A 19402-nucleotide genomic window follows, 5' to 3' on the forward strand; every position below is an offset into this window, starting at 1 on the left:
GGTCGCCATGTTCGATGCCGCTATGATCAAGCAGTGCGCCGACCCGGCGCTCAAGCCCGCGATTGTCGAAAAATTCGTCTCCGCTGTCGGTTCCGATAACCCGCTTGCGATCTCCATCACCTCCGGAAAGCGAGTGATCCTCGTGCCACCGTCGGCGACACCAGAGGATGCGGTATCGCTTATCCGGAGCTATCTGGGCCACGCTGTCGTACGCGTCGGCATCACTCAATTGCCAGCCGGTGTTGGTACGGCTGACCCGAGCGAAATCACGGAGGTCGTCGACCCCTGCACCAACATCAAGCTCGGCACGCAGCTGTTCGGCAAAATCTATCGCATCGTTGTGAAATGGTATGGTGCACCACGTGACGAGGCGCTTACAGACGCGATCTCGGCATGGAAAACCGGCTATTTTGACGGTGAGTATGTCTTTTCGCAGCCGGATCCAGGTCCTCCGAAGGCTAATGGCGGAGCTGATAGTATCAACGGGGATCAAACATATGAAGGAGTCAGTCGAGAAGGGGCAAAATCGCAGCCTGTTCAGCAGCCGGATCTGGAGACCAAGGCCAATAATCCCAACACGGCCGATATTAGGGTAGACCTAAGCGCACTGTCAGGCCGAAAATAGAAATAAATCAGAGAGATTATTTTCATCGCCACGAAGCCGGTGCCACAAATTCCCACGTCCCCTTGGTCCCCTCACGGTGATGCTGGCGACTTGGATGGGAACCGGCTGTGACAAACGTCTGCAACCATGGGGTTGTATAATCATCCTCGCGATTGCCGGGTTGGACCGATCCGAGGAAAGACAATGTCCGTATACCAAGAGACCAGAACTTTCATTGGGTTTGACGGAATTCCGCGATTCTGGCGGGCTCAGATAATCGGTTGGGGTTTATTCGCTATAGTAGATTTCTCTGATAGACAGCTCATATACGAAAATGTACTCGTCTCAATTGTACTATCAGTCATTGCATTTCCGGCATTTTTAATATTATCCGCGGGAATGCGGCGGATATATTTAGATCGCATGGCGAAGGTTCAGTCCATCGCAAAAAGCATTGGAATGATTGTGATTCTCTCGCTAACAGGCGGAATCATTATTTCTGGATTGATCGCATCAATACGATTGACGATGGGCTGGAGTATTCCATTTTGGAGCACGTATGAACAATTATTGATACCATTCATTCACTACACATTTGTATTGGCGAGCTGGAGCATTTTATACTTTTGTGTTCATGCGGAAATGGCAAAGCAATCCGAGCAGCGACGTGCCATTGCAGCAGAAGCGGACGCACTGCGTGCGGAAATCCGCCAACTGCGCCTTCAGCTTGAGCCACATTTTTTGTTTAACGCACTCAACGGCATCATTGAGGAAGTAAGAAGCGGTTCCGGTGCTGCACTCCCAATGATGAAGGATCTCGCTGCGTACCTGAGGCACTCACTTGCCGGAATTCGAAATCCAGTGGTTCAGGCAGAGGATGAAGCAATAGGTCTGATTGCTTATTTGGCTATCCAGAAAGATCGCTTCGGAGAGCGACTAAATTCATCAGTCCTGGTCGACCCAGCTGCCGCTGATCGGCCGATTGCACACTTCCTTCTTCAGCCCCTGGTGGAAAACGCCGTGAACCACGGTGATCGGAGCTCCCTGCTGGAGATTAGCGTTCGCATCACATTCCAAGACACGGCGCTGATAGCCGAAGTTGAGAATACGGGGAGGCTGGAGTCCAATGCGCCGGCGCCTCCTCATGCCGGAATAGGGCTCGCGAATGTCCGTCGACGGCTGGAGGTGCATTATCCTGGTCGGCATCATTTTGCGCTCCGCCAAATCAATCCGGGCGCAGGTGGAGTTGATCATGTTCTTGCGACGCTGGTGCTGGAGGGTGAGCCATGCTCCGCGTCCTGATTGTCGACGACGAGCCTCGCGCTCGCCTGGGGCTGCGACGCCTTCTCGCCGATCATCCGAACGTCGAGGTGGTCGGAGAGGCGGAGGCAATTGCCGACACACTGGAGCTCATCGCATCGAGGCGTCCAGATCTCGTATTCCTCGATATCGCTCTGAACGGATCGAATGGATTTGACGTAATCTCCAACTTTGACAGACCACCGAAGATCGTCTTCATCACAGCGCACCCTGAACACGCTCTGGATGCATTTTCGGTAGCAGCGGTGGACTACATTTTGAAGCCGGTGGACGAGGAGCGGCTGGCGGAAACCATCGTGCGGGTTGAGAAAGCGCTCCTTAGTGAGCGCGCATTTCACCCCCCGATTGAACTGCGGACGCCCAGCCGTTCCGTTCTGGTCGCTCCGCAAGAGATCGTCGCATTAAAGGCCGATGGAGACTTCACACAGGTCCTCCTCGCGGACCAAGGTGCATTGATGATGCTGAGGACACTGAAGCATTTTGAAAGCCAGCTCCCGTCTCCACCTTTCCTACGTCTCGGGCGGTCCCTCATGATCAATCGAGACCGTCTTCGGCGAATTGACGTGCGCTCACGTGATGACATTTGGCTCACGATGGACGGAATATCGTCGCCGTTGACGATCGGGCGGATGGCGGCGCTGCGGCTGCGAGCTGTATTGCGGTCGCGGCCCATCTAGCTGCCGCGTTGGGTCTTCTCAGCACTCATGTTTTAGCAGCGCCGTGTAGATGATGTGCATGGCAAATGGAAAAGCCGATTGTCGTCGTTCGGCTGCACACCTCGAGCCTTTGCGCTCTACGCCATGCTGACCGATTTTAATGTCATGCTCGTCGATCCGTAAGTCTCGTGCCGCTGCGAAACTGAATCGATCGTGCCATCTCCATCATGTCAGAAATTTGCCGGCTGCCCTCCGCAGGCATCCGGAAGGAACGCGGCAGCTCGGCCATGGAGGGCCAAGCCTGCCGGATGGAGAAGTGGATGTCGGCGGCAGCGGAGCGTTTTCTGGACGACTATGTGCCCGATTTGATCGATGCCATGGAAGTTGCTCAGGATGCGCAGACAATTAAGAGCGCACTTGCTCGATTTGCGGACCGCGCCGGTTTCGAGCGCTTCACGTACGCCGCTATCAGGGCAGCAGAGAGTCGTCTCTTCTCAAACTACCCAGAAGAGTGGGTTCAACGTTATCTCTCCAGGAATTACTTTGCGATCGATCCAGTTGTCGTGACCGCTCGGCGGTCGATGCTGCCGTTTGCGTGGTCGGGACCGGTAATGGGGCGGGCAAATCCCGAGGTTTCTGAGATAATCGAGGAAGCAAAGGCGTTCGGGCGAGTCTCGGGGTTTTCTATTCCCATCAGGGTCGGGTTCGGAACCATGGCAATGCTGACCCTGGCCTCAGAGCGCCCGACCGAGACCATCGCCGTTCGCGACCCCACACACGTGACGACGGCAGTTGCCCTCCTGCATCTCAACATTACGCGACTTGGATCGGCCCTTTTGAACGCCGCCGATATAACTCTATCACCTCGCGAACTCACTTGTCTTAAGTGGGCGTCTATGGGTAAGACGAAGGCTGAAACAGGAAGTATGCTCGGTATTACTGAGAAGACCGTGAGATTCTACCTTGAGCAGGCTCGGGAAAAGCTCCATGCGGCGAACATAGCGCATGCCGTGTGGATCGCCACTACACGTGAGTTAATCTGACCGCCAGGGTGAGCCAAAGTCCTTCGGTTGCGATCAGTGTATCGGCCCTCGGAGATATGGAAGGGCCGCTAGCGCGATTTGCCCCGCTGGGTACTCGATCTAACCTCAGCTTGGACAATTCAATTTCAGTAAGAAGCCGGAAAGACAATATCCTGGTCCACGAGGACGTTGAATTGGTATCCCGGCCGGATCTGAAGCGTCGGTTGGACATTCAGGTTTTTTGAGATCGTCTCCTGGGCGAACCGGCCGAAGGTTTCCACGAAAGACTGTTGAGCAGCGAACTGCGCACTGTTGGTGCTGTTGAAGGGATTATTGCTCTGTGGCGTCGCCGCGTTGATGCCGGCGCCGATCAGCGCGACAAGGATCGCCGACCCGAAGGTCTGGAAATACTTGTTGTCGACCTCGTCATTGAAGCCGCCATACCCTGCGGCGTCTGTTCCCGCCATGTTGCCAATCTGTAGTGTCGAGCCGTTCGGAAAAATGATGTCGGTCCACACCACGAGCACGCGGCTCTGTCCGAACGACACCTTGGAGTCGTACTTGCCCAGTAGTTTCGTGCCTTGCGGGATCAGCAAGCAATGGCCGGTCGCGCTGTCATAGACGTTCTGGCTAACCTGGGCCGTGATGCGGCCGGGAAGATCCGAATTGATGCCCGTGATCAACGTCGCCGGAATAACCGAGCCGCGCTTGAGTTCGAAACGGGAGGTCTGTGTAACGACCTGATTGGGCAGGTAGCCGACCTGTTTTAAGTCCTGGTTGAAAAAGGTCTCCTTGGCATTCTGGCCATTCGGATCGACTGCCCCTCCTAAGCCGCCCTTTAATGCGGCCGTATAGAGGTCGGAGGAACTGGCCGGGGAGCCGGTGCTCGCTATCGCAGCGCCATTCGGCCCCGGCCGTGCCACGGACGCCTGCGCGCCCTTGATATCCACGGTAATGGGCGAATCGTAGGCCGCGTGGTCGGCCTGCAGCTGGGCCATCCTCTGGCGTTGGCGCTCCCGGATGTATTGCTCTTCCTGCTCGCGGAGGAGACGCGCACGCCAAGCCTCCTCCGGCTCAAGCGCCTGGGACGTTCCGGCCGTGCGTGGAGGGGTGGGCACCGGTGGCGGAGAAGGCGGGTGGGCCTCCGCTGGCCGTTCGGTCGGCGGCGGGGGTGTGACCTCCTGTGGCGCGCCGATGATGCCGTCACGCACCCCAGCCTTCAGCTGGTCGCGAAAGCTGGATGCCGGTGGTGAATTGGACCCGGCCTCAAGACCGCGGTCCGCCCAGCGCATGCCACGGGTCGAGAGCCCGTAAACGATCACCCCGAAGAACACGACCGCGAGGGCGATCGCGATGACCACCGGCAGGCGATTGAGGCGCCGGATGCGAGGAGGTTGGGAAGGCGCGCCCCCGAGATTGAGAGAGCCACTCATGACATCTGCCCCCTCTCCAACACCGAGAGCGGGCTCGAAGGCGCGGCGCCGGCGGTCGTGACGCGATAGAAACGTCCAAGGTCGAAATCGCTCGTCGACAGGCGGGCGAGATACTGCCCATCCATTGGCTCCACGACATAGGCGAGCGTGATTGTTGGGCCGGTCTGGGCCTGGCCGTCCGTCACCACGCCATATCCCCAGGACTTCAGCGAGCTTTGCAGTGCCTGGCTGAAGGGGGAGCCATCGGTTTTGAGTTGAACAGTCGGACGAGCGGGCCCGATCCGCTCACTCAACCGACCGACCATGTCACCGGCAATTGCGGCGGCAGCCGCCGGCGGAATCTCCGAGGGACCAGAGCTCATTGTAAGAGCGCCATCGCCCATGGTCCCACAGCCGGCAAGGCACATTGCCGCCAGGAGCGCGGCCGTCGCGCGGGAGAGGGTTGCCAAGTTCGCCATTCTCAGCCCCCGCGACGGATCGTGATTTTTTGCTGCGTCCAGCCGACGCCGGAAATCAGGATCGCTTCGTCGATCTGATAGTCGACAACCATCATCGTTCCGTTGAGGCGATAATTGACGATGCGGTTCTGCCCACCCGAGGCGACGAACAAGACAGGCGCGTCCTGCCCGGGCAATGCCGACGGGAACTGGATGTAGGTCTTCAGTCCGTCCGAATAGACCCGCGACGGGCGCCAGGTCGCATTTCCAATGACCTGGAACTCGAAATTCAGCTGCTCGGCTGGAATGCCGCCGGCACCACCCGCCTGGACACGTGCGTTGACCTCCGAAAGCTTCGCACTGACGTCTTCGGGATAGGCGAATGCAACACGCGCCATGTACTGGCCGGAGCTCGACTTCAATTGGATGTGGTAGGTCCGCCGCGACGTCGTCACCACCATCGAGGTCACAAGGCCAGCCTCGGCCGGCTTGACGATGAGGTGCACGGCCTGAGCGCCGGCTGCGCCGGAAGTCGCGGGCTCGACTTTCCACCGGACCGTGTCCCCGACGAGCACGTCACGGACCACCTCACCCCCTTGGAGCTCGATGTCGCAGACCTGGAGGGGCGAGCAGACGACGGATGGCTGGACCTCGCCATAAAGGAATATGACTTGCCCGTCCGGGCCGCGGGTGACGAGACCCCTGCCCTGCTGCCAACGCGATGAGATCGCGGTCCCTCGCGCCTCGTTGGCAGTCATTCCTTGGGCTCGCACCGCCGTGGTGCTGAAGGCGGTTGATGCCATGATGGCGAGGGCGCATGCGAAAAGCCTGCTCCTAGTCGTATCCATGGCGAACGATGTTGTGGCGATCATAGCTGGGCGGTCCAATCGAAGTCTTTGAGGTACAGCCCGATCGGATTGAGCCGAATAACCCCCTCATCCTGCGGCGGGGTCAGGGTCACCGTTGCAACACCGCGAAAGCGCCGCGCAGCGAGCTCTTTGCCCTGTCGGTCGCGTTCAAACTCGGTCCAATCGATCTGCCAGGACTGAGGTGACAGGGCGACGATGTTGTTCACCTCGACCGCGACGGTCGCCCCCTTTGCCTTCTCGAAAGGCGAGTTCGAACGGAACCAGCCGTTCACTTTCTCTGTCGCGGGATCTGAGGTCCGCAGCATCGCGTAAGCGCGGTCGATGTACCGCTTCTGCACGACCGTGTCGGGCGTCACCGATCTGAATGCCGAGATGAAGCTTCCAAGGGTCGCTCGCACCACGCGCGGGTCGGCATACTCGATCTGTTGAGGGTAGCCGCCACTTGCAGCCGTACCGAGCTTATCGACCTCGACAATGTAGGGAACCAGTTTGACCTGCGTGCTCTGATAGAGCGCGTACGAGCTGCTGACGACCGCCATGGCGAGGGCGATGATGCCCACGGTCCGCCAGGCCGCAGCCGCTCGGACGTAGGAGCCGTAGCGCTCGTTCCATTCTTGGCGCGCGGCAAGGTAGGGGCTTTCTGGAGTGCTCGGCGATGGCATTCAAGGCCTCCCCTTTTTGCGAACGGCGGGCGTCATTTCCCCCCTCCCCTATTTCCCATGGATTGTTTGCGAGCCTCATCGAGCTTGGCATTTGCGAGGCCGAGTGTGGATGTGCCGAACGTGCCCCGGGCGTCCATGGCTTGGTCGCGAGCGGCGGCCGCCACCGCGCCACCCGCGGCGCCAATGCCACCGGCCATCCCCTTGAGCGCGGCCCCGGCCATTGAGGACCCTTGGGCCCGCGCATCGGAATAAGATGCGGCGCCGGCCTTGGCGGCGCCCCAGGCAAGCGAGGCGCCACCCACCGAAGTGGCAAGGGCGAAGTTTGCCGCCTGCGATCCGTGGCGAATGCCTTCCATCCCGCTCGACACGGAGACCCCCTGCACGACGCCCTGGAGGATGCTCGGGACGTACATGGCGATGATGAAGACCACGACGGAGATGCCGGCGATCGCCAAGGTGGTGATGAACTGGTCCGAGGACGCCGTGGGCGCTTCAGCGAGGCCAAGGAGGACGTCGGAGCCGATGCGCGCGATCATGACGAGCGCCATCAGCTTCATGCCGACGCTGAACGCGTAGACGAGGTATCGGACGGCGAAATCCTTTGTGAAGGATGAGCCGCCGAGCCCGAGCATGATCATGCCGGCGAGAAGCCCGACATACATCTCCACCATGACGGCGACGAAGATCGCCGCGACCAGGCTGAAGGAGATGACAACGACGACCATGGCGAAGACCGCGGCGATAGCGAGCGCGTTGTCCTCGAAGAGGCCGAACTTCGCTTGCTCCGACATCTTCGATGCCACGCGGATTCCGGCATCGAAGATGTTCGCGGGCGAAGCGGAGCCACCGCCGGCGCCGATCTGGAAAAGGCTGTCGACGATGGCTTTGGCGAGTGCTGGGCCGCGATCGAGGACGAACGCGAAAAAGCCAATGAACATGATCCGGCGCACCAGCTCGGCAAACCAGCTGTCGAGCGAGGCGGCCTGAAGCGCGAGCCAGACCGCAGCGATGCCGATCTCGATGGCAGCGAGGATCCAGAATAGCGAGCGCGCCGCGCTCGTCACCGTTGCCTCCCAGCCCTTGGCCGCAGTGACGACGGAGTTCTCCAGCGTAGTGAGGACAGCGCCCTGTTGCGCCAGGGCCGGCTCCACAGCCAGGAGAACAATGCCAACCACCAGAACAGTCGTCAGGCCGGCGCGTGGGGGATCATGGCTCACCATCGCGGGCGCATCTCCTGTCCGCCCCGCACATCGATATTGGGGTTGCCGCCTAGGAACTTCTCGGCCCGTTCGCGGCGCTGCGAATCTGAAGAAGTGACAATCGCCGGGGCGGCATCGGCCGATGCCGGAGCAGATGCCGGTCGCGCGGCGATCCAGATGGTGACGCTCGCGCCAATGGCGATAAGCCCGCCCACGATGAGCATGAGGATCCGCGGGCTCACCAGCGCGGTTCCATCGTCTGGCCGCCGCGAACACCATTGACCGGTGCGTTGAAGAATTGCTCCCGTCGCGCTTGGGCCAGGTCTTTCTGTGCCTGGTCCGCTTGGTACCAGGTGCCCACCATCGCCATGTGCTGCGAGAAGAGACCGCGCAGCTTCTGTAACTGGTCGACCTGCTGGGCTGCGATCCCGTGGCCGACCTGGAGGGCCTTCATCTGCCCGTCGGCCGTCTCGGACATCGAGCGAAGCGAGGACATCGTCGCTTCCTCCGTGCCGAACTGTTCGGAGGTCAAGCCTGCCGCCCGCAGGGTACCGGCGATCGTATCGCGGTTGGTGTCGGACCAGCTCTGATACGAGCTGGAGAACGTCGTGCCGCCTGGGAGAGCGCCTCGAAATGACGAATAGCTCTGGAAGCGCTGTCTTAGGACATCGTCGATGTTGCCACCGGAAAAGGCGATCCCCTGCCCTTGGGCAACGACGCTCTGCAGGCGGTTGAGATCCTGCTCGACCTGACCCCACACATGGCTTGGCAGGCGCGCCGTGTTCTGGAGCATGTTGTTGTAGATGTTCAGCTGATTCTGGATCTGCTGCGCCAGCTGGTCGATCTGCTTGAGCTGATTGGTGATCTGATCGGCGGATTTGCCGACGAGGCTCACGAGCTCGCCGTTGTTCAGCAGCTGCGTGAATTCCGTCGCGCCGCCGGCGGCCGCACCGGCGTGCGCCGGGACCGCTGCGATGACGCAGGCGAGCGCAAAGGCGGCGGTGATCGCGCTACGCATTGGCGAGCAGTGTGTGGGCATTCCCAACCCCTCTCTCCGTAAGCCAATGGATGGGCCACGCTTCCTGGAAGGCCTGCCGGAGCGCGCGGACCCGGGCGAGGTCCTCCTTTCCGGAGGCCCCGGCGAATGCGAGCGCGATCGGCCCCAACGCCATATCGAAAAGGCGCCTGCCTTCCGGGGACGCGACGTAGTATTCGCGTTTGGGGGTGGCGGTCGCGACGATCTCGATCTGCCGGCTGTTGAAGCCGATGCGCTCGTAGAACTCGCGCGTTCCGGGTTCGCGCGCCGCGCCATTCGGCAGGCAGATTTTCGTCGGGCAAGACTCCTTCAGCACGTCGATAATCCCCGACCGGTCGGCGTCGGAGATGGACTGCGTCGCGAGGATTACGGCGCAATTCGCCTTGCGTAGCACCTTCAGCCATTCCCGGATCTTGTCCCGGAAGATCGGGTGGCCGAGCATCAGCCAGGCCTCGTCCAGGATGATCAGGCTTGGTGCGCCGGTGAGACGCTTCTCGATGCGTCTGAACAGATAGAGCAGCACGGGGATCAGGTGCCGCTCCCCCATGTTCATGAGCTCCTCGACCTCGAAGGTCTGGAACGCCCTGAGCGTCAGCCCGTCTTCTTCCGCGTCGAGGAGATGGCCCATCGGACCGTCGACGGTGTAGTGGTGGAGAGCGTCCTTGATCTCCCGCAACTGCACCCCGCTGACAAAATCAGAAAGCGACCGGCCCTGCGCCGCCGCCAACAAGCCGATCTGGCGCGAGATCGCATTTCGGTGGTCCGGCGTGATCGTCACGCCTTGCATCGAGACGAGCGTCTCGATCCATTCGCTTGCCCACGCGCGGTCGCTGTCGGTGGCCAGCTCCGCTAGCGGGCAGAAGGAGAGCTCAGCCGCCCCCTCCCCTCCCCCGCCGACGGCATAGTGATCGCCGCCCACGGCCAGCGTCAGAGGCAGCATCGAGCCGCCCTTGTCGAAGGCGAAGACTTGGGCGCGGTCGTAGCGGCGGAACTGCGCTGCGATCAGCGCGAGGAGAGTGGACTTTCCCGACCCGGTCGGTCCGAAGATCAGGGTATGGCCGACGTCGTCAACATGCAGGTTCAATCGAAAAGGGGTCGAGCCGGACGCGACCTGCATCAGCGGCGGAGAACCGACCGGGAAGAAGGGGCATGGCGCGACGGCGCTTCCGGACCAGACCGAGTTGAGCGGGATGAGGTCGGCGAGGTTCCGGGTGTTGATGAGCGGTTCGCGGACATTGGCGTACCAGTTTCCGGGAAGGCTGCCGAGATAGGCCTCGGTTGCGTTCAGGGTTTCGATGCGCGCCCCGAACCCTTCGGCCTGTACGAGGCGGCGCACAGCCTCGGATTTCTCCCGCAGGCGCGCCTCGTCGCTGTCGAAGAGGACGATGACCGGGGTGTAGTACCCATAGGCGACAAGCTGTGACGCGGCCTGGGCAATAGCGTCCTCGGTTTCTGCCACCATCGCCAGTGCGTCCTGGTCGATGGAACGCGAGCTCGTCTGGAACAGCTGATCGAAGAAGGGTCGGACTTTCTGTTGCCATTTCTTCCGCGTGCGCTCGAGGCGTTGTCGCGCTTCCTGCTCGTCGAGAAACATGAAGCGGCTCGACCACCTGTAGGTCAGGGGCATCAAGTCGAGTGAGTTGAGGATCCCGGACCAGCTCTCCGCCGGAAAGCCGTCGATCGCGACGACCGACAGGTATCGGCCATCGAGCAACGGGGAGAGGCCGTGATGGAGCTCCGCAGTTGCGAGCCAGTCCAAATACATCGGCACGCTGGGCAGGCGCACCGGATGGTTCTCGCCGCTGATGCAGAACCGGATGAACTGGAACAGCTCGTCGTAACGAGCCGGGCCATTCGCCTCCTGCGCCACGCGCACGCGCATGCGTCGGATTGAGAGAACGGTCGCAAGATACTGTTCGACTTCCCGGATCGCGTTCTGAAAAGCTTCCAGCACTAGGTCGCCGTATCGCGCCGTCCGGCTTTCGGAGTCGGAATACATGTAGCGGGTGAGCCCCGAGCGGCGGCGCTCTGTCGGCCGATAGGTCAAGATGAGTGCATGCTGGCTCTCGAAATGACCGCCCTCACGCTCGAAGTGGGCGCGGCGTTCGGCATCGATCGCAAGGGTGACCGCATCTGGAAATCGGCTTGCCTGTGGTTGAGGGTACTCCGTCGCCGGGATCCTGACCGCCTCGACCTGGATCATCCATCCAGAGCCCAGGCGTGCGAGGATCGTGTTGATCTGTCGCGAGACTTCGTTCCGCTCGGGATTGGTCGAGCTTTCGGAGTCGGGGCCCGCGAAGTACCAGCCCGCCATGAGCGAGCCGTCCTTAAGGAGGATCACGCCGTCGGCCACGACGCCAGCATATGGCAGGAGATCGGCGAACGACGGTCCGTGATGGCGGAAATCACGCAGCGCGACCATGGACCCGCCTCAGTATCTGCGCCACGGTGACGACGTCGGCCGGTAATCGGGCCGATAGCGAATGTGTCGCGCATAGACCTGCCGCATCAGCGGGTCGGACTTGGCCATCATTCGCAGCATGCCGACGACCACGGACCAGATCACTAGACCGAGAAGTGCGGCGTACCAGGTCAACACCACGAAGATCAGGATGATTGCGGCGAGGCCCGTCACAAGAACGAGCTCGCGGTCAGCGCCCATGAGGAGGTTCGGCCGCGAAAGCGCCCGGTGGATAAGGCTCCGGGCAAGCGGGGACGGCACATCAGCCATCTAGGCTGCCCCCTGCCCTATCGATCAGCGAGCTCACGTCGCCGATCGATGCGCCGGTCGCCCCGAACATGCCGACGATCTGGGTGGCGCCGAGCAGGATGCCGGCGACCAGCACCACGTACATGAGGCGCCGCGCGAAATCGTTCAGCTCGCCACCGAAGATGAGCATGCCGCCCGCAACCGCGACCGCGGCTAGGGCGATGAAGCCTGCGACGGGTCCAGTGATGGACTGCTGGATCTGCTGGAGGGGGGCTTCCCAGGGAAGGCCGCCCCCGCCGCCGGTGGCGGCCATCGCCGGTCCCGCCGCAAGTGCGAGAACCGCGACCGCAAACCCCACGCGCATTGCCCGTCTACCCAGCATGCTGAACTCCTCCGCAGATTTCCATTTGGTAGGCACCGTCGACGTAGCGCTCGACGTGCACGACATCCCGCACGCAGCGGTTGCGCGGTGTGCGCTCGATCGAGACGATCAGGTCCACTGCCTCGCCGATCACCTCGCGCATCGGCTGGTGGCTCACCTCAGCGGTAAGCTGCTCGAGCCTGCGCAGTGCCGACTGGGCGGTGTTGCTATGGATGGTCGTGACACCGCCCGGGTGACCTGTGTTCCAAGCCTTGAGCAAGGTCAGCGCAGCGCCATCGCGCACCTCCCCGACGATGATCCGATCCGGCCGGAGGCGCATAGTGCTCTTCAGGAGGCGGGCCATGTCGACCGCGTCGCTGGTCTTCAGGGAAACCGCGTTTTCGGCGGCGCATTGGATCTCGCCGGTGTCCTCCAGGATCACCAGACGGTGGTCGGGGGCGACATTCACCATTTCGGTGATGACGGCGTTGGCGAGCGTGGTTTTGCCGCTCCCAGTTCCGCCCGAGATCACGATATTGAGGCGTGCCTCGATGGCATTACGGATGGCCTTGAACTGGCCCTCGGTCAGCACGCCGGCGCCGACATACTCCTCCAGGCTGATGAGCTTGGAGGCTCGCTTGCGGATCGTGAAGCTAGGCGACTGGACGATGGGCGGCAGAAGGCCCTCGAACCTATGCCCTCCAATTGGCAGCTCCCCTGAGACGATCGGCTTCTCGTGATCGACCTCGGATTGGAGTGCGTGCGCAACGCTTCCGATGATGATCTCCGCCGAGCCGGAAGGCATCGAGCCAGCGTGCGTCATCCCCTGCCCTAGCCGCTCGATGAAGAGACGCCCGTCTGGATTGACCATGATTTCAACGACAGTCGGCTCATCCAAGGCTGAGCAAATGGTGTCACCAAGAGCAGTCTGGAGCTTGCGGACCAGTCGCGGGTGGGAGCGCAGCTCCATCACCGCGCCGTCCCGACGCCGGCGATGTGGCATACCTCAGCCTGGAAAGCTCGAAAGCTCGTGCTGTTCACGGTGAATGTCCCTCACCCAAATCGTGGTGAAGGAAACCAGCATGTGGACGGCACGAGGGTCACCCCGGCAGAAATGCCGGGCCAGCCGCAAATAGGGGACCAGTGGAACCGGAGGCTGCCGATTCTGCGGCGAAGGCCTTGCACTGAGCCGGTGCCTCGCATCGCTTGAAGAGAGCTTGGACCCGGCATTTATGCGGGGTAGCAGCTACGTTTGCGTTATAGGCTAAGCTATTGAAAATAAGGCGACTATTGCTGATCGATCGCCTAGCATAGGGTTCGATTCGGAGCGGCGTTTACTTTTCAGTAACCCTTATCTCCTTGCCAGCGGGGGGGAATCGCACATACTGGCGCTAAATCGGCACTTTAGGCGCTGCTGGCGCCATTATCTGAATCGAGGCGGGAAGGATGGGTTCACTTCCATCATTCGAATTTGATGAGAAGATCCTAGCTCAGGGAGCGGAGATCTCTCGCAAGCTCGATCAGCTCCGGCTGGAGAAATTCCCGCCGGACGCGAAGAAGACGCTTCGCCGTTTTCCTATGGCCGAGGTCGCCCATTATCTCGGCGTCTCCCCAAACAACCTTAAGCGGCTTCACCTGGAGGGCAAGGGCCCGGAGCCTCTTATCGCGGGTGGCGGACGACGCTTCTACACCGCTGAGCAGATGATCGAGCTCCGGCACTATCTCGATAAGAACGGCCGTTCGGACGCGAAGAAGTATGTCCCCTACCGTAAGCCGGGCGAGAAGCTTCAAGTCATCGCGGTTGTGAATTTCAAGGGCGGCTCGGGAAAGACGACGACGGCCGCCCATCTCGCTCAGCACCTAGCGCTGACAGGCCACCGTGTGCTGGCGATCGATCTCGACCCCCAGGCGTCCCTGTCTGCGTTGCACGGATTCCAGCCCGAGATCGACCGGAATCCCTCGCTCTATGACGCTATCCGGTACGATGAGAAGCGTAAGCCGATCGCCGACGTCATTGCGCCGACGAACTTTCCGCTTCTCGAAATCATTCCGGCGAACTTGGAGCTGCAGGAGTACGAGTATGATACGCCGCTGTTCATGCAGCGTTCGAGTGAGGGCAAACTGTTCTTCACGCGGCTCAGCCGGGCGCTCGAAGATGTCGACGACCGCTTCGATGTCGTCGTGATCGACTGCCCTCCCCAGCTCGGCTTCCTGACCCTGACCGCGCTAACTGCGTCGTCGTCGGTGCTCATCACCGTTCATCCGCAGATGCTCGACCTGATGTCGATGAGCCAGTTCCTTCTCATGCTCGGAAATTTCGTGCAGGCCATTCGGAAGAATGGGGCGCCGGTGAAGATTGACTGGCTCCGTTACTTGATCACCCGTTACGAGGCGACGGATGTGCCGCAGGTCCAGATGCTCGGCTTCATGCAGTCGATGCTCACCGAGGAAATCTTGAAACACCCGATGGTGAAGTCCACGGCCATCTCCGACGCCGGCTTGACTAAGCAGACGCTCTACGAGGTCGAGCGCGCTAACTTCAACCGCGATACCTACGACCGCGCCATCGAGGCCTTGGACGCCGTCAATTTCGAGGTTCAGGCTCTGATTCACAAAGCGTGGGGGCGGCTGTGATGTTGACTGCAGTCAAAACCCATAAAAACCAGCACACTTTCAATCATCTAGCATGTTTGAGAGGCGCGTGAGATGGCTCGTAAAAATCCACTCGCAAACCTATCGGCCAGTGGGCCAGCGCTGGACCGCTCTGTGCTGGACTATGCGGCCAAGGGCGCATCTCGATCGCTTCTCAGCTCGCTAGATGAGATGGCGGCCAAGGCCGATAAGCTTGCGGAAGGCGAGACGGTCATCGAACTCGAGCCGGACCTGATTGATCCCTCGTTCGTGCGCGATCGGCGGACAGATGATCCGGAAGAGTTCAATGTCGTCCTTTCCGCAATTCGCGATCGGGGCCAAGACACGCCGATCCTGGTTCGGCCGCATCCAAAAGCGGCCGGGCGCTACATGGTTGTCTTCGGGCATCGACGCCTCAAGGTCGCCCAGGCCCTGGGCCGGACGGTGCGCGCGATCGTCAAGGAGATGGAGGACCGCGACCACGTTGTTGCGCTCGGCCAGGAGAACTCAGCTCGGGCGAATGTGCCGTTCATTGACCGCGCGCTGTTTGCCGGAGAGCTCGCTCGACTGCGCTACGACGACGACAACGCGACGATCATGAGCGCGCTGTCTGTCGACCGTGGCACGCTCTCGAAGCTTCTGGCTGTGGCGAACCTGCCGGCAGGCGTGCTGGGTGCCCTCGAGCAGGCAAAGGGAATCGGTCGGGACCGCTGGTACGAACTCAAGCTCCTCCTGGACAACCCGGCAAACAATGCACGCGCGGATGAGCTTCTTCGCGATCCAGCCGTTACCGAGGCCGCAGGTGATCAGCGCTTCGAGCTTTTTGTTCGACGTCTGAAGACCGTGCCGGCGCGCAAGCGCGCTAAGGCCGAGCCGGAGAAAAAGACCTGGGCATCTTCGGACAGCTCATTGAGCGCCGATATGGCGATCGAGAGCAAGAAGTTCACGTTGGCGCTCAAAGCCAAGAGCTCTGACGCCCGCGCGTTTGGTGAGTACCTGTCGGAGAATCTCGATCGTCTCTACGAGGCCTTTCGGCAGGACGTCGGTTCACAGGAAAATGGAGGCTAACCCGCAAAAGAAAAAGGCCCCCGAAACGGAGTTCCGGAAGCCCTTCTCTTTTCAGTTTGGCGACTGAGAGAATCCCACTTCCGCGAATCAGTGTCAAGGCCAACCGGCATGCTGACGTATGCCGTTTTGGAGGCCGGACTTCTTTTGCCTAGCGATAGGTGAAGGAAAATGCAGACGCATGTCGCAACGACGCCCTTTGGGCGGCGCCCGATGACGCTTGACCAAATTTCGACGCAGATGGCGTCGCGTGCCGCCCCACCGGAAGCCATCGTTCACAAATGGAAGGTGTTCCAGCACATCCGGGAAGCCCGTGAGGCGATTGGCGCATCCGATCGCTCTCTCGCCATCCTGAGCGCCCTCCTCTCGTTCCACCAGGAGACGACGCTGTGCGCGGACTCTGATCTCGTGGTGTTTCCGTCCAACAACCAGCTCAGCGATCGCGCGAACGGGATGGCGCCCGCGACGCTCCGCCGACACATTGCGGTCCTCGTGCATTGTGGCTTGGTCATTCGCAGAGACAGCCCCAACGGAAAGCGCTTTGCCCGAAAGGGGCCAACGGGCGAGATAGAACAGGCCTACGGATTCGACCTGGCGCCGATCGTGGCGCGTGCGGAGGAGTTCAGGACGCTCGCCGAGGCGGTGCAGGCTGAGAAGAAGGCGCTGCGGATTGTGCGCGAGCGGCTGACGATCGCGCGCCGGGATGTGGTGAAGTTGATCGCCGCCGGCATCGAGGAGGGCGTTCCAGGAGACTGGCGAGCCCATCGGGCGCGCTACGAGGACCTGATGGGGCGGCTGCCGAGATCAGCGTCGAAGGCGACCATCGCCGTGATCTTGGCGGAGCTCTCCGATCTCCGAGGCGCTGTGCATAAGGCGCTGGAAGACTTCCTCAATTCCCAGAATTCAAGCGTCAATGAGTCTCAAGCTGAGCGTCACAAACAGAATTCAAACCCAGACTCCCAACATGAATCTGAACAGGGCCTTCGGAAGAGTGAGAAGGCGGAAGCCGCAGCTCCCGATAACCTCCGTGCGCTCACGGAACGGGATCTGCCGCTTGGGATTGTGCTTGAGGCCTGCCCGGAGATCGTGATCCTGGCTCCGGGCAGCGAAATCAGGACCTGGCGCGACCTTCTAGCCACGGCACAACTGGCGCGGGCTTTCCTCGGGATTAGCCCGAGTGCCTATCAGGATGCATGCGCAGCAATGGGCGAAACCAATGCGGCCACGGTCATCGCCGCGATCCTGCAGCGGGCCGAATACATCTCGAGCCATGGGGGCTATCTGCGCAGCCTGACGAAGCGCGCCCAGGATGGGAAGTTCTCGACCTGGCCGATGGTGATGGCGCTCTTGCGGGCGAAGCTGGATGCGCAAGCCGACGGGGCAGGGGGCGGCGGCGGAGCTCGGGGATCGGCGGGGTCTGCTCGCCGGATCCCCGGCGAGACGCCGTGATGCTATCCTCGGCGCGGATGGATGGCTGCGGAACCGTGAACCCGGTCCTACAGCCCGGCGGCTTTGGTGAGGTTCACCCGAAACCGGTCGCGCCGGCGCTGATAGCGGCGGGTCATTTCGGCCGAGGCGTGGCCGAGCTGCTTCTGGACATGGCGTTCATCGACTTCGGCCGAAGAAGCCAGCCCGGCGCGCAGGGAATGGCCGGCGAATTTCTCTTCCCGTTCGCCTTCGGTGAGATCGCCACGGACGCCGGCGGCGAGGGCCGTGCGCTTGACCAGCCGCGCGACCTCGCGGTCGTTGAGCCGATCGGGACCGACATCCCTGCCCCGGCCGGTCACGCGGCGGAACAGCGGACCGTGGCCGATCTTGGCCAGTCTGAGCCAGGTCTCCAGCGCGACGACCGGGCAGGTGGCGTCGGACGAGCCACGGCCCACCTCGATCTCGCGCCAGCCGTTCTTGCCCCGCAGCGTCACCAGAAGACCCTTGTCGAGGATCTCGATCCAGCCGGTCCCGTCCTCGGTGTGATCCCGGCCGACGTCCAGCCCGACGACCTCGGAGCGTCGCAGGCCGCCGGCGAAGCCGAGCAGCAGCATGGCCCGGTCGCGCAGGCCGCGGAGCGATCCACGGTCGAGCGTTTCGAGCATGGCAATGACGTCCTCGGGCAGCACGGCTTCTTTCTGCCGGGGCGGAGCGCCATGGGTGTTGCGGATGCCAGCGAGCACGGTGGCGATGTGGCGATCGCTGCGGTCGAGCGGCGTGCCGCGCTGGGTGTAGTTCCAGCCGATCGCCGACAGCCGCCGCTCGATGGTCGAGACGGTGTTCGGCTTGCCGCAGGGAACCGCGGCGCCCGAGGCACACGCGGTGATGTAGAGCCCGACGACTTGCGGGGAGGGGGGAAGGAGCTCCAGTCCCTGCCGGCGGCACCAGCTGGAAAAGTGCTTCCAGTCGGAGGCGTAGGCGCGGCGGGTGTTCGCCGAGCTCGCCGCATCGATGTAATCGCGCGCCCGTTCGGTCAGGCGCGTGAGATGCGCCGGCAGGGCAGGGGAGGGGGCCTGGGCGATCGGTTGCGTTGAACCTGCGCCGGCGGCCGAGTCGTCATCCTCGTGGGGCTGGTCATCGATGGGAGCGCTGCTGGCCATCATCACGCCACCTCGATGTCGGTCTGCGAGAAATGCGCGCCCTTGAACAGCAGGGGCACCCGATAGGCCCGCGCGCTGGCGTAGGACAGGCAATCGGCGAGGCTGAGCTGGGCCGGATGGTTCCCATCCATGCCGAAGGCCGCGACGGCCGCGACGGCGCGCTTCGTGATGCTGCCATTGATTGGAATGAGGGAGATCCGCGCCTCTTCCAGGACCTGGCTGAGGCGCGTCTCCGCCGCCACAGGGTCGACGGCGAGCCGGCGCGACAAGCGGATCGCGGCTTCGAGGACCGCCGGGCCCGAGGTGTAGCGGTGCGGTGCCGCGGCGAGCTTGGTGGCGAAGCCGGCGGCGTCCGGCTCATCGGCGAGGATCGCCACGAGGACTGAGCTGTCCACGAACATCAGCGGCTCCACATCCCGTCTATCTCGTCCTTGCTCATCTCCCGGCCGGTGGGCTGTCCCTCTGCTGCGAGGGCGGTGGCGATGCGTTTGAGCCGGCTGGCCAGCGGCTCCTTGTCCTTCTCCCGCGTCAGCTCGCTCTCCAGCGCTTGGATCACCGCTTCGGTCATCGTAACCTTGCGCTGCGCCGCGAGCTGTTCGGCCAGCGCGCGGGCGCGTTCATCACGGATCTGTAGCGTTCGCATCGGGCGCTCCTGTGTATGGACGCGTTTATCATGACGTATGGATGAGATCATCCATACAGAGCATGTTGGCGCGCTCGCCAGCCTTTGCCCTGCGCCACCCGTTCCCGAAAAACCGACACCTGCGGAACGCGAATCTCGCTGCCTCCGGCCCGGCCGGTGGCCGCCG

At 61.9% G+C, this 19402-nt stretch carries 21 protein-coding genes; 7 read left to right on the forward strand and 14 right to left on the reverse strand.

What is annotated here, in order from left to right; genetic code table 11:
- The first annotated feature begins 7 nt into the window (after window positions 1–7).
- From V5F77_RS23575 to V5F77_RS23590, 4 genes are all read left to right on the forward strand, one after another.
- The gene (locus V5F77_RS23575) at window positions 8–625 is read left to right on the forward strand and encodes a lysozyme family protein (protein WP_132034765.1); all 618 of its coding nucleotides are present in this window, start codon (window positions 8–10) and stop codon (window positions 623–625) included.
- A 402-nt stretch (window positions 626–1027) separates the two neighbouring features.
- Window positions 1028–1906: a sensor histidine kinase gene (locus V5F77_RS23580; protein WP_165933831.1), complete on the forward strand. Its 879-nt coding sequence runs from the start codon at window positions 1028–1030 to the stop codon at window positions 1904–1906.
- Window positions 1891–2601, forward strand: a complete 711-nt coding sequence (locus V5F77_RS23585) for a LytR/AlgR family response regulator transcription factor (RefSeq protein ID WP_132034769.1) — start codon at window positions 1891–1893, stop codon at window positions 2599–2601. The genes V5F77_RS23580 and V5F77_RS23585 overlap by 16 nt, the downstream gene beginning before the upstream one ends.
- 299 nt (window positions 2602–2900) lie before the next feature.
- Window positions 2901–3623 carry a helix-turn-helix transcriptional regulator gene (locus V5F77_RS23590; protein WP_165933832.1) on the forward strand — a complete coding sequence of 241 codons (723 nt, stop codon included), beginning with the start codon at window positions 2901–2903 and terminating at the stop codon, window positions 3621–3623.
- Between the two features lie 125 nt (window positions 3624–3748).
- Here the strand turns inward: V5F77_RS23590 and trbI are convergent, their stop codons facing one another.
- The 11 genes from trbI to trbB form a co-directional block, all read right to left on the reverse strand.
- Window positions 3749–5035 (reverse strand): IncP-type conjugal transfer protein TrbI, encoded by a 1287-nt coding sequence (trbI, locus tag V5F77_RS23595; RefSeq protein WP_132034773.1) that lies wholly within the window; start codon window positions 5033–5035, stop codon window positions 3749–3751.
- Window positions 5032–5493 (reverse strand): conjugal transfer protein TrbH, encoded by a 462-nt coding sequence (trbH, locus tag V5F77_RS23600; protein ID WP_207916149.1) that lies wholly within the window; start codon window positions 5491–5493, stop codon window positions 5032–5034. The genes trbI and trbH overlap by 4 nt, the downstream gene beginning before the upstream one ends.
- 2 nt (window positions 5494–5495) lie before the next feature.
- Window positions 5496–6275: a P-type conjugative transfer protein TrbG gene (gene trbG / locus V5F77_RS23605; protein WP_245504815.1), complete on the reverse strand. Its 780-nt coding sequence runs from the start codon at window positions 6273–6275 to the stop codon at window positions 5496–5498.
- A gap of 65 nt (window positions 6276–6340) precedes the next feature.
- A complete protein-coding gene (gene trbF / locus V5F77_RS23610; RefSeq protein ID WP_132034775.1) occupies window positions 6341–7003 on the reverse strand; it encodes a conjugal transfer protein TrbF in 663 nt (220 codons plus the stop codon).
- Window positions 7004–7035: 32 nt separating this feature from the next.
- On the reverse strand, window positions 7036–8223 hold the full coding sequence (gene trbL / locus V5F77_RS23615; protein ID WP_132034777.1) for a P-type conjugative transfer protein TrbL: 1188 nt from the start codon (window positions 8221–8223) through the stop codon (window positions 7036–7038).
- Window positions 8217–8426 carry an entry exclusion protein TrbK gene (gene trbK, locus V5F77_RS23620; protein WP_429007736.1) on the reverse strand — a complete coding sequence of 70 codons (210 nt, stop codon included), beginning with the start codon at window positions 8424–8426 and terminating at the stop codon, window positions 8217–8219. Before trbK ends, trbL begins: the two co-directional genes overlap by 7 nt.
- 14 nt (window positions 8427–8440) lie before the next feature.
- Window positions 8441–9220, reverse strand: a complete 780-nt coding sequence (trbJ, locus tag V5F77_RS23625; RefSeq protein ID WP_245504810.1) for a P-type conjugative transfer protein TrbJ — start codon at window positions 9218–9220, stop codon at window positions 8441–8443.
- Window positions 9213–11660: a conjugal transfer protein TrbE gene (locus V5F77_RS23630; protein WP_132034784.1), complete on the reverse strand. Its 2448-nt coding sequence runs from the start codon at window positions 11658–11660 to the stop codon at window positions 9213–9215. The genes trbJ and V5F77_RS23630 overlap by 8 nt, the downstream gene beginning before the upstream one ends.
- A gap of 9 nt (window positions 11661–11669) precedes the next feature.
- Window positions 11670–11969 (reverse strand): conjugal transfer protein TrbD, encoded by a 300-nt coding sequence (locus V5F77_RS23635; protein ID WP_132034786.1) that lies wholly within the window; start codon window positions 11967–11969, stop codon window positions 11670–11672.
- A complete protein-coding gene (locus V5F77_RS23640) occupies window positions 11962–12330 on the reverse strand; it encodes a TrbC/VirB2 family protein (protein ID WP_132034788.1) in 369 nt (122 codons plus the stop codon). The genes V5F77_RS23635 and V5F77_RS23640 overlap by 8 nt, the downstream gene beginning before the upstream one ends.
- Complete coding sequence (gene trbB / locus V5F77_RS23645) at window positions 12320–13282, reverse strand: P-type conjugative transfer ATPase TrbB (RefSeq protein ID WP_132034790.1); 963 nt, start codon at window positions 13280–13282, stop codon at window positions 12320–12322. The genes V5F77_RS23640 and trbB overlap by 11 nt, the downstream gene beginning before the upstream one ends.
- A 473-nt stretch (window positions 13283–13755) precedes the next feature.
- Here trbB and repA point away from each other — a divergent pair, with 473 nt between their 5' ends.
- The 3 genes from repA (at window position 13756) to repC (ending at window position 17454) form a co-directional block, all read left to right on the forward strand.
- Entirely contained in the window at window positions 13756–14943 is a 1188-nt protein-coding gene (repA, locus tag V5F77_RS23650; RefSeq protein WP_132034792.1) for a plasmid partitioning protein RepA, read from the forward strand.
- Between the two features lie 72 nt (window positions 14944–15015).
- Window positions 15016–16008 carry a plasmid partitioning protein RepB gene (gene repB, locus V5F77_RS23655; RefSeq protein WP_132034794.1) on the forward strand — a complete coding sequence of 331 codons (993 nt, stop codon included), beginning with the start codon at window positions 15016–15018 and terminating at the stop codon, window positions 16006–16008.
- A gap of 168 nt (window positions 16009–16176) precedes the next feature.
- A complete protein-coding gene (gene repC, locus V5F77_RS23660) occupies window positions 16177–17454 on the forward strand; it encodes a plasmid replication protein RepC (protein WP_132034796.1) in 1278 nt (425 codons plus the stop codon).
- Window positions 17455–17501: 47 nt separating this feature from the next.
- Here repC and V5F77_RS23665 read toward each other — a convergent pair whose 3' ends face one another.
- From V5F77_RS23665 to V5F77_RS23675, 3 genes are read right to left on the reverse strand one after another with little or no spacing between them, the layout of a single operon-like run.
- Window positions 17502–18596, reverse strand: coding sequence for a site-specific integrase (locus V5F77_RS23665; protein ID WP_132034798.1), 1095 nt, complete (start codon window positions 18594–18596; stop codon window positions 17502–17504).
- The gene (locus V5F77_RS23670; protein ID WP_132034800.1) at window positions 18596–18994 is read right to left on the reverse strand and encodes a type II toxin-antitoxin system VapC family toxin; all 399 of its coding nucleotides are present in this window, start codon (window positions 18992–18994) and stop codon (window positions 18596–18598) included. The genes V5F77_RS23665 and V5F77_RS23670 overlap by 1 nt, the downstream gene beginning before the upstream one ends.
- Entirely contained in the window at window positions 18994–19236 is a 243-nt protein-coding gene (locus V5F77_RS23675) for a type II toxin-antitoxin system VapB family antitoxin (protein ID WP_132034802.1), read from the reverse strand. The genes V5F77_RS23670 and V5F77_RS23675 overlap by 1 nt, the downstream gene beginning before the upstream one ends.
- Window positions 19237–19402 lie beyond the last annotated feature (166 nt).

This window comes from Roseixanthobacter psychrophilus (assembly GCF_043195195.1).
GTDB lineage: Bacteria > Pseudomonadota > Alphaproteobacteria > Rhizobiales > Xanthobacteraceae > NCEH01.